Source organism: Halobacillus amylolyticus (assembly GCF_022921115.1).
GTDB classification, from domain to species: Bacteria; Bacillota; Bacilli; order Bacillales; family Halobacillaceae; genus Halobacillus_A; species Halobacillus_A amylolyticus.
This window is the reverse complement of record NZ_CP095075.1, coordinates 2788458-2803415: the sequence shown is the minus strand read 5'-3', so window position 1 is coordinate 2803415 and position 14958 is coordinate 2788458. Positions and strand designations below refer to the sequence as shown.

The following is a 14958-nucleotide window of genomic DNA, read 5'->3' as shown; positions in this document are numbered from 1 at the left end:
GATGAGACAGCCACGGCCAAGATCTCTATTTATACGTGATTCCTGATTCCTTAATGACACCAGGCTGATCAGCTGTTTCAAGTAAATTCAGTGCTTCTTTGATCACATCTTTTTGCTGTTCCTTGTTGTTTGGTACACCTAAAGGGCTCCCAAAAGGAAAACGCAAATTCAAGACCCGCGGAATTTTGATGTTTTCAGCAACTTCTCTAAACATGTTCAATGTAACCGTAGGAATACCTTGTGATTCCAATACTCTTGCGACCAGACCGGCCGACTGTTGGCAAACCGGTCAGCCAGGTGCGATGAATGCAAAGTCAACATCTTGCAGTTTCAGCTTATTGGCCACATCAGGAGCCGTTCTAGTTATAAGCGGATGAGGTATGGGAATATACCCCATAAAACTGTAGTGATAGTCACTTAGTGAACCAATCTCCTCTTCCTCCACCATTTCACTTAAACGTTCAAGTGGAAAAATACAATTCACATCCTCATTGGCATTGGTATGATCATAATGCTCGTGATAGTGCTGAAGTTTATCATTGGCTGTACCTAGCGGGATTTCCCTGTACGATGGATCACCAAGTCCATAATGGTCCGTAAAAGGAGTAGTGCCTGAGAGATATACACCACCAGTTGAAATAAGAACCCCTTTTGCTTGATTAACTGGCTTTGTAAGTTCGGCCCATGGTGCTTCATCATATTTTTGGGCTTGGAATTCGGGAACGAAATTTTCCCGAACGACGTTAACTACTTTATCAAATTTAGCCATTCCTCTCCTCCTATAAACAATTTGTTACAGTTTTTTCCCGCAGCTACAATAGTTTAAACCTTGATAAAGAGCCTGAACTATAAATGCAGTTTTCCATAAATAGGGTGGTTCGTTAGACAAGTTTCCTATAATATAGAGAGAAAAGGGAAAAAAAGTCTGTTTATAGTAAAAAAAAGAAGATGACCCACTCCATTATTGTATAGCTAAGCTTATTTATTATTGCAGGAATGATGGGAATGGGTTGTTGAATTAAAAAGCCGTTATCCGGAATAAAGGTTAGGGACAGAATCACGGTTCCGTTCATCTTAATGATCATGAGGTGGCGGGGAAATGGCGAGACCCCGAGGGAGGAACGACTGAGAGGCTCGGCGTTCGCCCACGAGCGAGTCGTTTCCCAGCCACCTTTCTCTTTTTTATAACGGAACCCACCAAGAGAGCACTGATATACATGTTTTTATTCATCAATTTGTATATCTGAGGTCTTTGTACACATAAATCATATGGCCCATAACAAAAATGCCAAATACATTCTTTATAGAAATGAACAAACGTCATTTTTCAGCGGCCTCAAAAAAGGAGGGGGACACTTTGAGACCTTTGAGATGGAGCTCCTATTTAGTAAGTGAACTTTTGAAACCTGTCTTTTTAATATTCGGTATTTTTATCATCAGTATTTCACCTTTATTTATGACAGTGGGCGGTTTTGTTTGGCCGGGCCTTCAGGCAATTTCAGATGTTTGGGGACAAATGTTACGACCAGAATCATTGGTCTATACAAATCCGACTTCTGGTGTAGAAAGAAGCCTTTTTCCTATTATATTTAAAGCCTTTGCAAGCTCCTTATCTGTATTGAGTATTGCCCTAAGTGTTTCTTTCTTCGTCGCTCTCATGGGAACGATTATTTTATGGCATGGTCCAACAAGGATTTATAAGCTAGGTCTATCATCATCATCGTTTTTACAAAGCATTCCAGATGTTGTTTTCGTTGTAGCCTCACAGATGTTCCTTGTATGGTTATATTTAGAGACAGGGGTGAGCTTTGCTAAGTTTTCGGGCGCCGGAGTAGAAGAGGCTGTCCTAGTCCCCGCTTTAGTTTTAGCTGTGCTTCCAACGATGTACTTTTTTCAATCGATGTTGGAGTTAGTTGAGAAGGAGAAACAAGAACCTTATTATGATCTTGCTAAGAGTAAGGGGTTAACTAAATTATCTATTTTACTCAAGCACATTTTACGAAATATGTTCGTAAGGCTTGCGTACCAAGCTAAGTTTCTTATTAGTATTATGATTAGTAATCTATTAATTGTTGAATATTTATTTGAGAACTTTGGTATGACTTCCTTTTTACTCATTTATTCTCAGCCGCCTGTATTCTTCGTAACAGCTCTACTTTTTTCTTGCCGATATATTTGTTTCTGAAGACGATTGAATTAGCACTATACTTATTCACAAAGCAGGAGGTTTCTTTATGATTAAAAAGGTAAGTAAGCAGCCCCTGTTACTATTAGGCGCAGGATTTATTCTTCTTATGTTAGCAGGGAGCTTTGTACATATGATTTTTTTCGACTCTTATGTCCTTAAAACTCCTTTTTTATATGATGAGAATACCAAACTGATCGGCCCGCCTTTTGCACCCTTCGAGCATTCTATCTTAGGTACAGATATGAATGGAAATCACCTTTTTCATTACATATTACAGGGAGCTAAGTTTACAATTATTGGTTCACTTTCTATAGCCTTCATTAGCTTTTCACTTGCCTTTTTAATCGGAATTCCTCTCGGGTTTAGATATAAGGGGAGATTTAAAATTGTTGAAAATACAATTTCAGTATTATATTTCATCCCTGCGTCCCTGATTGCCTACAACTTCCTCAAGCCACTGCTCTGGGAACCTATCTCTGGCTTTCCAACTGACCTCGCCTTTCGACTTGTAGTTGAGGCTATTGTGATCAGTATTCTATTGGCCCCTCCTGCCATTATTCTGATAGCGAATGAAACGAGTGTGATTTTAAAGAAAGAATATGTGACGTCGAGCAAGGTGCTAGGGGGTAGGCCCTACCATATCTATCGTCACCATCTTATCCCCCATATAAAAGGAAGTCTTGTAACATTATTTACAAGACAGACCATTCAATCTTTACTTGTCATGATACATTTAGGTGTATTCGAACTCTTTTTCGGAGGGACAAAGGTGGGCTATGGGTTAGGCGCAGGTCCCCCACCCCCATTACCTTTGAATGGGCATCTATTGTAGGAATGTATTATGATACACTGCAAACAAATGTACAGTGGTTAGTAGGGGTTCCTTTACTCTTTCTAGTGCTATTTATCCTTTCCCTAATGGGGATTGCTCGTGGTGTGAAGAACATGATGAACCTTAATCATGGAATGGTTCAAACTGGGGGAAAAGAGGACGAGGAAAATAAGACGTTTTCTACTACTTTAAAACCATCTGCCTTTAAGAGATTAACAGACTCCCGTAATAATTAACGATATATAGTTAGAATAAGTGCTTAATACCAACGGATGATGTCTGGATAACGAAAGCCTGACTTCTCTCCACCAAGGAGGAGGTTGGGCTTTTTCACTAAGTACTAAGCGTTGTAAATCGGCCAATATTGACATTCTGTGCGTTGGAGAACATTTACTCGCCTCTCAGCTTATATCGAGAGTGTTTATAATACATTGAGAAAATATGGCGAATAAACACACTAATACATAATGAGGGGGCATAATATTTATAGCCTTTAATTAAAGTTACGTGATGTGTTATTTCAGCGAGTGATACCTATGGATATCTAGTGGGGATAGTAGATTCACAGTTGGTAACCTTAATTATATAAGCCTCCCCCTTTATCGCCACGGCGCTACCAGAACAACTGACTTAGATTAAACGGATTCTGACTTTACCAGATGTTCCTATTCTGAATTTCTTCAGTTAATAAGAACAAGAGATCTTCTAAGAATTCTAAGACCTCGGATCCGTGATGACTAAGGTGGTTTAGCGTAGATTCATACATGACCTTTAACTCAAAGTTGTTGAAATTTTTAACTACTTCCTGAGTATCCAAGTTATCACCCCCTTCCCTGGGGGAGACAACAAAATTTTATCAATATTCGTCGTAATTTAGTACTTTTTTATCTAAGTAAAGGAATAATTATAGAGGTACGGTGAGTTTTAGCTAACAGTTTATTCTACTATGCACCTATAAGTATTCACTCAAAGTAACCGCCACTTCAACTAATAGATGTACTCTTCCTTCTCCACAAATCTAATATTTCTCCACTTTTAAAAAAGAATGCTATAAAATGTAAGCGCTTTTTGTCATATATTTACCTTTATCGAGTATAAGTACATAAATTCAAAATTTAATCATCTATTTTTAAGTGTCGACTGTTGATACCATTTATTTATCAGAAAAAGTAAACTTGGAAGGATGAAAATGATGTCTGAAACGAAACCAGGAAAAGTAAAACAATATAGCGGAACGGAATTGAACACAAAGGGCTGGATCCAGGAGGCTGCCTTACGGATGCTAAGCAATAACTTGCATCCAGATGTGGCAGAAAATCCGGATGGACTCGTCGTTTATGGCGGGATCGGCAAGGCCGCCCGTAACTGGGAATGCTACGAGGCGATTGTTGAATCACTGAAAAACCTTGAGGAAGATGAAACGTTGCTCATCCAATCTGGAAAACCTGTTGTTGTCTTCCGCTCCCATAAAGATGCACCAAAAGTGTTGATTGCTAATTCTAATCTTGTCCCTGCCTGGGCAAACTGGGATCATTTCCATGAACTCGATCAAAAAGGCTTAATGATGTACGGCCAAATGACCGCAGGAAGCTGGATTTATATCGGCAGCCAGGGGATTGTTCAAGGGACGTATGAAACGTTTGCTGAGTGTGCCAAACAGCACTTTAATGGAAGTTTAAAAAACAAAATCACCTTAACAGCTGGACTCGGTGGTATGGGTGGTGCACAGCCATTAGCTGTTACGTTAAACGGCGGGGTCTGTATTGCGATTGAAATTGACCAGCATCGTATTCAGCGTCGTTTAGATACAAAATACCTGGATACATCCACCGACAGCCTTGATGAAGCTATTCAACTGGCAGAACAAGCCCGCGATCAGGGTAGATCCCTGTCGATTGGCTTGTTAGGTAATGCGGCAGAGCTTTTGCCTGAAATGATTGCTAAGGGTTTCATTCCAGATGCACTGACAGACCAAACGTCAGCACACGACCCTTTGAATGGGTATATTCCTGTTGATATGGATCTTTCCGCCGCAACAAATCTTCGCGAAAAGAGCTCCGGAGAATATATTAAACTATCAAAACGCAGTATTGCCACGCATGTTCAGGCAATGCTCACCATGCAGAAGCAAGGGGCCATTACGTTTGACTACGGCAACAACATCCGTCAAGTCGCTAAGGATGAAGGGGTTGAGAATGCTTTTGATTTCCCTGGCTTTGTTCCTGCGTACATTCGTCCACAGTTTTGCGAAGGTAAAGGGCCTTTCCGTTGGGTGGCATTATCTGGAGACCCAGAAGATATTTATAAAACAGATGAAGTCATTCTAAGAGAGTTCAGTGACAATGAACACTTATGCAACTGGATTCGCATGGCACGCGAAAAAATCAGCTTCCAGGGTCTGCCTTCACGTATTTGCTGGATTGGCTACGGTGAACGGTCGAGATTTGGAAAAATTATTAACGATATGGTGGCTAGCGGTGAATTAAGTGCACCAATCGTTATTGGCCGTGATCACCTTGATTCTGGTTCTGTTGCCTCACCAAATAGAGAGACGGAATCCATGAAAGATGGCAGTGACGCGGTTTCCGACTGGCCAATCTTGAATGCAATGATCAACAGCGTCGGCGGGGCAAGTTGGGTTAGTGTTCACCACGGCGGCGGTGTTGGCATGGGCTATTCTCTTCACGCCGGAATGGTGATTGTAGCTGACGGTACGAAGGATGCAGAGCAGCGCCTGGAACGCGTATTGACGACAGATCCTGGCATGGGCGTCGCCCGTCACGCCGATGCTGGCTATGAACTTGCCGAAAAGACAGCTCAGGAAAAAGGCATTCACATACCTATGCTGAAAAAGGACTAGGAGGGAGGATTTTTATGACACAAAAGTTGCTTATTACCAATGCGGCGCAATTAATTACAATGGCTGGTCATTCAGATAAACCAGCAAGAAAAGGAGCCATGTCCCAGTTTGAGGTGATCGAAAATGGCGCTATTTATATGGAAGATGGGAAAGTCGTAGAAGCAGGGAGCGATCAAAGGATCCGTGAAAAATTCCAAGATTCAGTGGTCCCTGACAATCATATTGATGCCACAGGAAAGGTGGTTACACCGGGACTGATTGACCCACACACCCACCTTGTTCATGCCGGAACGAGAGAAAATGAGTATGCCATGCGCCTGAAAGGAAAGACGTACATGGAAATCATGGAAGCTGGCGGTGGAATCCATGCAACCACTCGTGCCACACAGGAGGCGAGCCATGAAGAGCTTTATGAACAATCAAGAAAACGCTTGGATCAGTTTTTGTTACATGGGGTGACAACTGTGGAAGCGAAAAGCGGCTATGGCTTGACGCTTGAGCATGAAATAAAGCAGCTTGAAGTTGCCCAACAGTTGTCTAAAGACCACCCCGTTGACCTCGTATCAACGTTTATGGGAGCTCACGCGATTCCAATGGCCGAAAAGGAAAACCCTGAACCCTTCGTCGATCGCGTGATTAATGAAATGATTCCAGAGATCGCTAACAGGAATCTCGCTACCTTTAACGACGTCTTTTGTGAGCGAGGCGTTTTTACACCAGAACAATCTAGACGAATTTTAGAAGCTGGTAAAGAGCATGGGTTAATTCCTAAAATCCATGCCGACGAAATTGAGCCTTATGCCGGAGCGGAGTTAGCCGCCTCCGTTGGTGCCATCTCAGCCGATCACCTTTTAAAAGCATCTGAACAAGGAATTAAAGATATGGCGAATGCTGGAGTCGTCGGTGTATTGCTCCCAGGTACAGCATTCTTTCTAATGGCAGAATTCGCACAAGCTAGAAAAATGATCGATGCTGGAGTAGCCGTAGCGCTCTCAACTGATACTAACCCTGGTTCTTCCCCAACCATTTCCTTGCCGTTCATCATGAATTTGGGCTGTTTAAAAATGGGGATGACACCAGAAGAAGTATTGACCGCAACAACGATCAACGCTGCCCACGCGATTGGCTGTGCAGGAGAAGCAGGAAGTCTTGAACAAGGCAAAAAAGCCGACGTGACAATTTTTGATGTGCCAAATTACCTCACTCTCTCTTACCAATATGGCATGAACCATGTGGATACCGTCATCAAAGCAGGCGAACCGCTGGTCGTAGGAGGGCAGCTGCAATGACAAACTATCCTTATCCAATGCTAGATCGCCCCAGTATGGTCTGGTCTAAACAAGCGGATAGAACAAGTGATCTCAAGGTCCATGAATGGATTGAAACAGTTGGGGAGTCTTCGCCCAGCTGGCCTGATTACGATGTGACGATTCTCGGGGTGCCACTTTCGAAGTCGTCTATCAGTACATCTGCCGCCAGTGATAACCCTGAAGCGATGCGCCAGGCATGGAAGTCCTTCGGCACGTACAATCTCGACGAAGACATCGATTTAGCCAAACTGAAGGCGATTGATCTTGGCAATGTGAAACAGCATGCCACGGACATACCCTACACCCATCAGCAAATTGAGCAGGCAATGGTGGCAATAAGAAGCCATCATCCCCATACATTACCTGTTACGATGGGCGGCGACCATTCCATTACGGCGATGTTGGTCAAGGGTTGGAAAAAAGCTCATCCTGATGAAACAGTTGGTATCTTACAGCTCGATACACATTTTGATTTACGTGATTTAAATGCGTTTGGTCCAGCGAATGGAACGCCGATTCGTAATTTGATCGAAAGCGGAACCGTCGAAGGAAAACATGTGCACAACATCGGACTTCATGGATTTTTTAATGCCAAAGAATTGAAAAATTATGCTGATGAGCATGAAGTACATTACACGACGATGAAACAGGCTAGAAAAAAAGGAATCGCACACGTGATCACGCAAGCATTAGAGCAATTGGACGGGAAGGTCGATACGATTTACTTAACGGTCGATATGGACGTACTGGATATAGCCCATAACCCTGCAGCCCCCGCTGCGACACCCGGAGGCATGTATACAGAGGAATTGTTCGAAGCTGTTCAAATTGCTGGGGAACATCCAAAAGTGAAGGCAATCGATATTGTCTGTCTCGATCCACGTAAAGATCTAGGCGGTATGTCAGTGAAAAGTGCTGTTCACGTGATGCTGTCATTTTTGACGGGCTATTGTATGAGATAAAGGGCGATATGTCATATTCGCCCTTCTTTATTTGAGGATTATTATCTGAACATTCTATTACTGGGGGGTAAGAAAAATGGAATCAGTACAAAAAGAAGTTCAACTTGATCCATCTGGGCCGTCTCGTGTAAATTTAATTAAATTTTCCCTATTCAGCACGATCGGTATCTTCACCTTTTTCAAACCGATTACAATCAACGGCACCTCTTCCATTCCACTCGATCACATTGTCACCTATATTCAGACGACATTCGCAAGCTTCGTCCCCTATTATGCACTCATTATCATCATACTTGGTGCTGTCTATCCGTTCGTCAATCGTTCGTGGAACAAAGATGCCGTGAACATCGTCCTATCGTTATTCAAAGTTATCGGTGTCGCCGTTGCTGCAATGCTGATCTTTGATTTCGGACCTGGCTGGTTATTCAATGCCAACATGGGGCCCTTTCTTTTTGAAAAACTGGTTATACCAGTTGGCTTGCTCGTCCCGATAGGCGCCGTTTTCCTTTCTTTACTCGTCGGCTATGGACTGCTTGAGTTTATCGGTGTCTTGCTTCAACCCGTTATGCGTCCAATTTGGAAAACGCCAGGACGTTCAGCTATTGATGCTGTTGCTTCTTTTGTCGGCAGCTATTCAATCGGATTGTTGATTACAAACCGCGTGTTTAAGGAAGGCAAATATACGGTGAAGGAAGCAACGATTATTGCAACTGGGTTTTCGACCGTATCAGCGACCTTCATGATTGTCGTTGCCAAGACGCTTGGGTTAATGGAGATTTGGAACACGTATTTCTGGGTCACATTATTTGTCACCTTTCTCGTCACAGCCATCACAGTACGAATTTGGCCGCTAAGTAAAATAAGTGACGAATACTTCGATGGTGAAGGACATCCAGAACAGGTGATCAAGAGAAACCGGCTCAAAACCGCCTGGTCACAAGCGATGGAGGCAGCCGAACAATCTCCGTCACTAGGCAAAAATATTTGGATGAACTTAAAAGATGGCTTGATCATGACAATGGCCATCCTCCCATCAATTTTATCAGTAGGATTATTCGGACTGGTGCTTGCGGAATTTACACCCTTTTTTGATACTTTGGGTTATATCTTTTACCCATTCACCTGGATCATGCAAGTACCTGAACCCATGCTAGCTGCTAAAGCGTCCGCCATCGAAATCGCTGAAATGTTCCTGCCAGCCCTGATTGTTGCAGATGCCCCATTGATCACCAAATTCGTAATTGCTACTTTGTCCGTGTCTGCGATTCTATTCTTTTCAGCTCTCATTCCTTGTATCCTTTCAACAGACATTCCTGTAAGCATTCCGAAACTAATTGTGATTTGGATTGAGCGTACAATACTGACAATCATCATCGTAACCCCGATCGCCTACCTGTTACTCTAAAGCACCAAAAAAATACCACCTCAGGTCATCCAAATATTGGATGACCTGAGGTGGTATTTTTTTGGTGGATTTATTTACTATAAATAAGAATGTACTATATGACAAATGTCATATAGTCTACCTGACGTTTATGTCTTACATTGCTTGGTGTCTTTTCCTATGATAGAGATACTATTAAAAGTATGCACGAATAAGGAGTAATCGCATGGAGAAACAAAAACAAGCTCAATTAAAAAAGAATGTCGCCTCGTTTGCAAAGCCGGATGCAATTGCAGCTATAAGACAGCTTATCAATACACTTCTTCCGTTTTTCATCCTTTGGTTTCTTGCGTATCAGAGTTTAGCCATTTCTGTTTGGTTAACCTTGCCCCTTGCAATCCTAGCCGGAGGGTTTGTCATTCGGATCTTTATTATCTTCCATGATTGTACACACCAATCCTTTTTCAAAAATAAAAAGGCCAATCGAATCATTGGTACAATTACTGGTATCATCACCCTGTTTCCTTTTGAAAAATGGAAACGAGACCATTCCATCCACCACGCGACAAGCAGCAACCTGGATAAGCGTGGTACAGGAGACGTTTGGGTAATGACAGTGGATGAATATATCGCTGCAAGCTTTTGGGAAAGAATGTCTTACCGCCTTTACCGTAATCCGATTGTGATGTTTGGGCTAGGACCGATCTACCTGTTCTTAATATCTAACCGATTTAACCGTAAAGGAGCAAAACGTAGGGAGCGCATGAACACCTACTTAACCAATACAGTAGTTGCCGCTATCTATGCTCTACTAATTTGGGCGATTGGCTGGCAGGCGTTTCTCATTATTCAAATCCCGATTCTTTACGTGTCAGGGACACTTGGCATCTGGTTATTTTATGTACAGCACCAATTTGAAGATTCCTACTTTGAAGATGAAGAACAATGGGATTTTGTGAAAGCAGCTGTAGATGGCAGTTCATATTACAAGCTGCCGAAAATCCTACAATGGGTGTCAGGCAGTATCGGATTTCACCATGTGCATCACTTAAGCCCAAGGGTGCCTAACTACCACTTGGAAAAAGCACATGAATCCACACCGCCATTACAGAAGGCAACAACAATTACCCTAGCTTCCAGCTTAAAATCCATTCGTTTCCGTCTATACGATACGGAAAACAAGTCTTTTGTAAGCTTTAAGGAAATTAAACACCTTCTGGAAAAACCAACATCAAGCACGAAAATGGGCAGTAAAAACCCAAGCTTTCAGGATAAATAAAACATTGCAAAAGCCCATTCAAACGTATGGAATGGGCTTTTTGTTATGTCCTCTTGCTTTTTTCAGCACCTAACACTTAGGGAATAATAGTGACAGGGTCTATTATTATATTATATCCTGTATTTATAACAAGACGTTGGCTAAAAGGAGGCCGCTATGCAGAACTGGTATCATATTATCCCAAAAAACACGGGCCTTAGCCTCTATGTATGGATTATTTTTTGTGGTCTGCCTTTCTTTTTCATATTCAGATCCTCATCCATGCTGGAGATTGGTTTTGGAGTTTTCATGACGTTACTGTTTTTTCTTTCCTATCGATTATCATTTATTTCAAATACCCGGATCGTCTATTTATGGGTAAGTATAGAAATGGCAATAAGCATTGTAATGACGATATTTTTTGGTTATATATATTTTGCGCTTTTTTTAGCCTTTTTTATTGGAAACATTCAATACAAAAGCGGATTTATTACATTATACATCGTTCACCTTCTCACTACGGTTGCAGCGATAACCATGGTTTTTTTCACACATTATGAACTAATTTTCCCTCAACTTCCCTTTATGATTATTTGTGTCATTGGTGTCATTTTGCTGCCATTCACCATGTACTATCGTAACAAGCGTGAGAAATTAGAAGGTCAATTAGAAGATGCCAATAAAAGGATTTCTCAACTAATGGTGATCGAAGAACGTGAACGAATTGCCCGCGACTTACATGATACTCTAGGTCAGAAACTATCCCTGATTGGTTTGAAAAGTGACCTTGCCGGAAAATTAGTAGAGGTGAAACCTGACTCAGCTAAAAGTGAGATTAATGATATTCACCAAACGGCAAGGACAGCACTAAAGGAAGTACGTGAGATGGTTTCAAACATGAGAGGGGCCAAACTCGAGGATGAAATAGTTCGTATTCAGCAAATTTTAACAGCTGCGGAAATAGACTTTACTATAGAAGGGAGTCCCAAGCTTACGAATACCCCTTTGCTAGTCGAAAATGTGCTCAGTATGTGTTTGAAGGAAGCTGTCACCAATGTCGTCAAGCATAGTAAGGCTTCCTCCTGTAACGTCTTTATAAAGCAGCATCCTAACGAAGTTTTAATTGCAGTAGACGATAATGGGAAGGGTATGGCCGATCAACTTGAATCATACCAGGGGAATGGGCTTCAGGGTATGAGAGAGCGTTTGGAATTTGTGAACGGCAGTTTGGAGATTCTTTCATCAAATGGAACAACGCTTCATATTCGGGTGCCTAATGTCATTCAACAAAAGGAACAGGAGGAGTTAGTGTGATTCGTATTGTAATTGCTGAAGACCAACGCATGCTGCTAGGGGCTCTCGGTTCTTTGCTAGACTTAGAAGAAGGCATGGAAGTTATCGGCAAAGCCAAAAATGGTGAAGAAGCATGTACGCTGGTAAAACAGCACAATCCCGATATTTGCATGATGGACATTGAGATGCCGATAAAAAGCGGGCTCGATGCAGCAGAAGAGCTGAAAGACCATCCCTGTAAAGTCATTATTTTAACTACTTTTGCACGAGCTGGTTACTTTGAACGGGCCCAAAAGGCAGGGGTGAGCGGCTACCTATTAAAGGATAGCCCAAGTGAAGATTTAGCAAACTCTATTCGAATTATCATGGAAGGTCAGCGAATATTTGCTCCGGAACTTGTTGATATGGCTTTTGACAATGAAAATCCATTGACAGAACGTGAAAAGCAGGTCATTCAGTTGATGGCCAATGGCAAAAATACAAAGGAAATATCTAACCAGCTGTACATTACCCCAGGGACGGTTCGCAATTATATTTCTGTCATTCTTGATAAGCTTGAAGTAAGCAACCGAATTGAAGCCATTTCCCGATTTAGGGAAAAAGGCTGGTTTAAATAACTCCTTCTAGCCAACTATTTGCAGGACATTCACGATAATTGCACACAATCCTGATTAATTGCACGAAACACCGCTATAATTGCATATTTAGAAGCGTTTATTATAAAAGGCCAGTCCGCGGATGGGACTGACCTAGTAAATAACTAGTCAATATATCTTCTGGCACCTGAAAACTCAGAGGAATAGTAATCTGATTCAAAAACATCAATAATCTCGACCGTGCTTTCAGTATTAGGGGAATGAATCATTTGACCATCACCGATATACATGCCTACATGGTGGACGGAACCTTCGCCTTCATTATAAGCAAAGAACAGTAGGTCCCCTTTTTGCAACTCCTCTTTAGCAACAGGAGTTCCGTGTGTCGCTTGTACGGAAGAGTCACGCGGAATAGTTATGCCATTGGCTTTATAGATGGTATGGGTAAAACCGGAACAGTCAAAACCGAAACCAGATACTCCCGCCCAAAGATATGGCAGTCCTAAAAACTGTTTCCCTGTTTCTACTAGATCTTGTCCAGTCGGGTCAGGTATCTCCTGCTGTGAATCGTAAACAGTAACCGCTTCTGAAGAAATCCATTTCATATCATCACTAGGTGTTGCCACTAGTGTCATGTCTCCTGCTTGAGCTATGACAGGGAGCTTAGTATTGAAGCTGATTTCTTTGAATTCAACCTTTTGCTGTTTATCATCGTAAAGCCATGCCGTCGTATCCTTCACTTGAGCGAATGATTTATTTTCTTTCAACTTAGCAAAATTACTTTCATCAGCCAACTGAATTTTCGGCATCCATGCAGGATAACCTAACTCGCTCTTCGGTGTCGGCTGACCATGGACGGCTACTTTCACCCAATTCCCACGTTCTTCGAGAATCGTGACCTTTTGGCCATAAAGAGCTTGTGTTTGCAGATTGCCGACAAGCCAAAGTTTCTGATCCAGTGACATGCTTTCTGTCCATTGCCACATGTCCACTGGGTTTCCTACAGATGGAGCATCGATGGGACGAGTGATGTCTGGCTCAGACCAAAGCGTAGCTACGGAAACATCAACATAGGCGGTTTCCTTTTCTGACTTCTCCTTAGCTTCTGAAGGTAACGGGGCAAACAAAAACGAGCCAAGAATAACCACCAGGGATAGAATGAACCATTTTTTATACAAAACAAACACCTCCATGAATTAATTGTAAAATCCGATTCCAGGAACATCTGGCAGATGGACAGCATTTCCTTCGAATCGCATTCCCCCTTTCATTTTCTCATCTTCCATCCATAAAGGAGCATCAAGATCATAGTAGGTAATGTTCGGATGGGCAGCAGCAAGGTGGCTTGCTGCTGTAACCGAGACGATAGATTCCATCATGCTTCCGATCATACATTGAACCCCTGCCGCTTCACACATATCAGCAATCTGCCAGGCACGGCGTACCCCGCCGCATTTCATCAACTTAATATTGAGAAGATCCACTGCCCCGTTCTTCACTAAACGAAAGGCATCCCGTGGGCTGAACACACTCTCGTCTGCCATAATTGGAGTGGAAACTCGTTCTCGCACAAAGTTCAACCCTTCAAGATCATCCACAGGTACCGGCTGCTCCACAAGTTCAATCCCCATCTTCTCGCGTTCTAATAAGTGAATGATTTCGACGGCCTGTTTACCATTCCATCCCTGATTCGCATCAAGCCGTAACAGAACATCATTACCAACCGCTGAACGAACTTTTTCAATGCGACGAAGATCAAGCTTCTGGTCATTCCCTACCTTAATTTTCAATACATTAAACCCTTCAGCCACCCTTTTTTGTGCAGCCTCATACATGATCTCTGGTTCATCGATACTGACCGTCATATCCGTTTCTAAGGAATTTATTTTGCCGCCAAGAAGGCCGTACAATGGAATGCCATAAGTCTTACAATAGGCATCGTGTAAAGCAATGTCGACAGCAGCTTTCGCACTTGTATTAGCTGCACAGCTTTTTTCAACAGTCTCACTAATTTTTCTAAGATGAAAAATATTTTTATTTAACACTACTTCCCTTATCGGACCGTTTACCGCGGCTACGATCCCTTCTAATGACTCTCCGGTAATCTGCCAGGTGGAGGAAGCCGACCCTATTCCCGTTAATCCATCCTCAAGCTTTATGTGGACGTCAACAACGTCAATCTCCGTTACATGTCGTAATGCAGTTTTAAACGTCCGTTTTAGTTTAACCGGACGTTTCTGACAAGTCAGATCTATAATCTTCACAAGTATGTCTC

The 14958-nt window shown here is 42.3% G+C and carries 14 protein-coding genes; 10 read left to right on the top strand and 4 right to left on the bottom strand.

Annotated elements, in window-relative coordinates:
- Positions 1-25: 25 nt before the first annotated feature.
- Both MUO15_RS14500 and MUO15_RS14495 read right to left on the bottom strand, forming a co-directional pair.
- Positions 26-250 (bottom strand): hypothetical protein, encoded by a 225-nt coding sequence (locus MUO15_RS14500; RefSeq protein WP_245030221.1) that lies wholly within the window; start codon positions 248-250, stop codon positions 26-28.
- 39 nt (positions 251-289) lie between these two features.
- On the bottom strand, positions 290-769 hold the full coding sequence (locus tag MUO15_RS14495) for a glycine/sarcosine/betaine reductase selenoprotein B family protein (protein WP_245030219.1): 480 nt from the start codon (positions 767-769) through the stop codon (positions 290-292).
- 588 nt (positions 770-1357) lie between these two features.
- On the opposite strand from MUO15_RS14495, the gene MUO15_RS14490 reads away from it, so the two are divergent.
- The 10 genes from MUO15_RS14490 to MUO15_RS14445 all read left to right on the top strand — a co-directional run bounded on the left by MUO15_RS14490 (position 1358) and on the right by MUO15_RS14445 (position 12704).
- Entirely contained in the window at positions 1358-2185 is an 828-nt protein-coding gene (locus MUO15_RS14490; RefSeq protein WP_245030217.1) for an ABC transporter permease subunit, read from the top strand.
- A 49-nt stretch (positions 2186-2234) separates the two neighbouring features.
- The gene (locus tag MUO15_RS14485) at positions 2235-3020 is read left to right on the top strand and encodes an ABC transporter permease subunit (RefSeq protein WP_245030215.1); all 786 of its coding nucleotides are present in this window, start codon (positions 2235-2237) and stop codon (positions 3018-3020) included.
- Between the two features lie 2 nt (positions 3021-3022).
- Positions 3023-3256, top strand: coding sequence for a hypothetical protein (locus MUO15_RS14480; protein WP_245030213.1), 234 nt, complete (start codon positions 3023-3025; stop codon positions 3254-3256).
- Between the two features lie 953 nt (positions 3257-4209).
- Positions 4210-5880: a urocanate hydratase gene (hutU, locus tag MUO15_RS14475; RefSeq protein ID WP_245030211.1), complete on the top strand. Its 1671-nt coding sequence runs from the start codon at positions 4210-4212 to the stop codon at positions 5878-5880.
- Positions 5881-5894: 14 nt separating this feature from the next.
- Positions 5895-7169: an imidazolonepropionase gene (gene hutI, locus MUO15_RS14470; protein WP_245030204.1), complete on the top strand. Its 1275-nt coding sequence runs from the start codon at positions 5895-5897 to the stop codon at positions 7167-7169.
- Complete coding sequence (locus MUO15_RS14465) at positions 7166-8152, top strand: agmatinase family protein (protein ID WP_245030196.1); 987 nt, start codon at positions 7166-7168, stop codon at positions 8150-8152. Before hutI ends, MUO15_RS14465 begins: the two co-directional genes overlap by 4 nt.
- A 76-nt stretch (positions 8153-8228) precedes the next feature.
- Positions 8229-9557 (top strand): YjiH family protein, encoded by a 1329-nt coding sequence (locus tag MUO15_RS14460; RefSeq protein WP_245030194.1) that lies wholly within the window; start codon positions 8229-8231, stop codon positions 9555-9557.
- A gap of 205 nt (positions 9558-9762) precedes the next feature.
- Complete coding sequence (locus MUO15_RS14455; protein WP_245030192.1) at positions 9763-10815, top strand: Delta(5) desaturase DesA; 1053 nt, start codon at positions 9763-9765, stop codon at positions 10813-10815.
- A 156-nt stretch (positions 10816-10971) separates the two neighbouring features.
- The gene (locus tag MUO15_RS14450; RefSeq protein ID WP_245030191.1) at positions 10972-12108 is read left to right on the top strand and encodes a sensor histidine kinase; all 1137 of its coding nucleotides are present in this window, start codon (positions 10972-10974) and stop codon (positions 12106-12108) included.
- Complete coding sequence (locus tag MUO15_RS14445) at positions 12105-12704, top strand: response regulator transcription factor (protein WP_245030189.1); 600 nt, start codon at positions 12105-12107, stop codon at positions 12702-12704. Before MUO15_RS14450 ends, MUO15_RS14445 begins: the two co-directional genes overlap by 4 nt.
- Positions 12705-12847: 143 nt before the next feature.
- On the opposite strand, the gene MUO15_RS14440 is transcribed toward MUO15_RS14445, so the two are convergent.
- Together MUO15_RS14440 and MUO15_RS14435 are read right to left on the bottom strand one after the other, a co-directional pair.
- Complete coding sequence (locus MUO15_RS14440; protein ID WP_396266250.1) at positions 12848-13876, bottom strand: C40 family peptidase; 1029 nt, start codon at positions 13874-13876, stop codon at positions 12848-12850.
- A 3-nt stretch (positions 13877-13879) separates the two neighbouring features.
- The gene (locus tag MUO15_RS14435; protein WP_245030186.1) at positions 13880-14947 is read right to left on the bottom strand and encodes a dipeptide epimerase; all 1068 of its coding nucleotides are present in this window, start codon (positions 14945-14947) and stop codon (positions 13880-13882) included.
- Positions 14948-14958 lie beyond the last annotated feature (11 nt).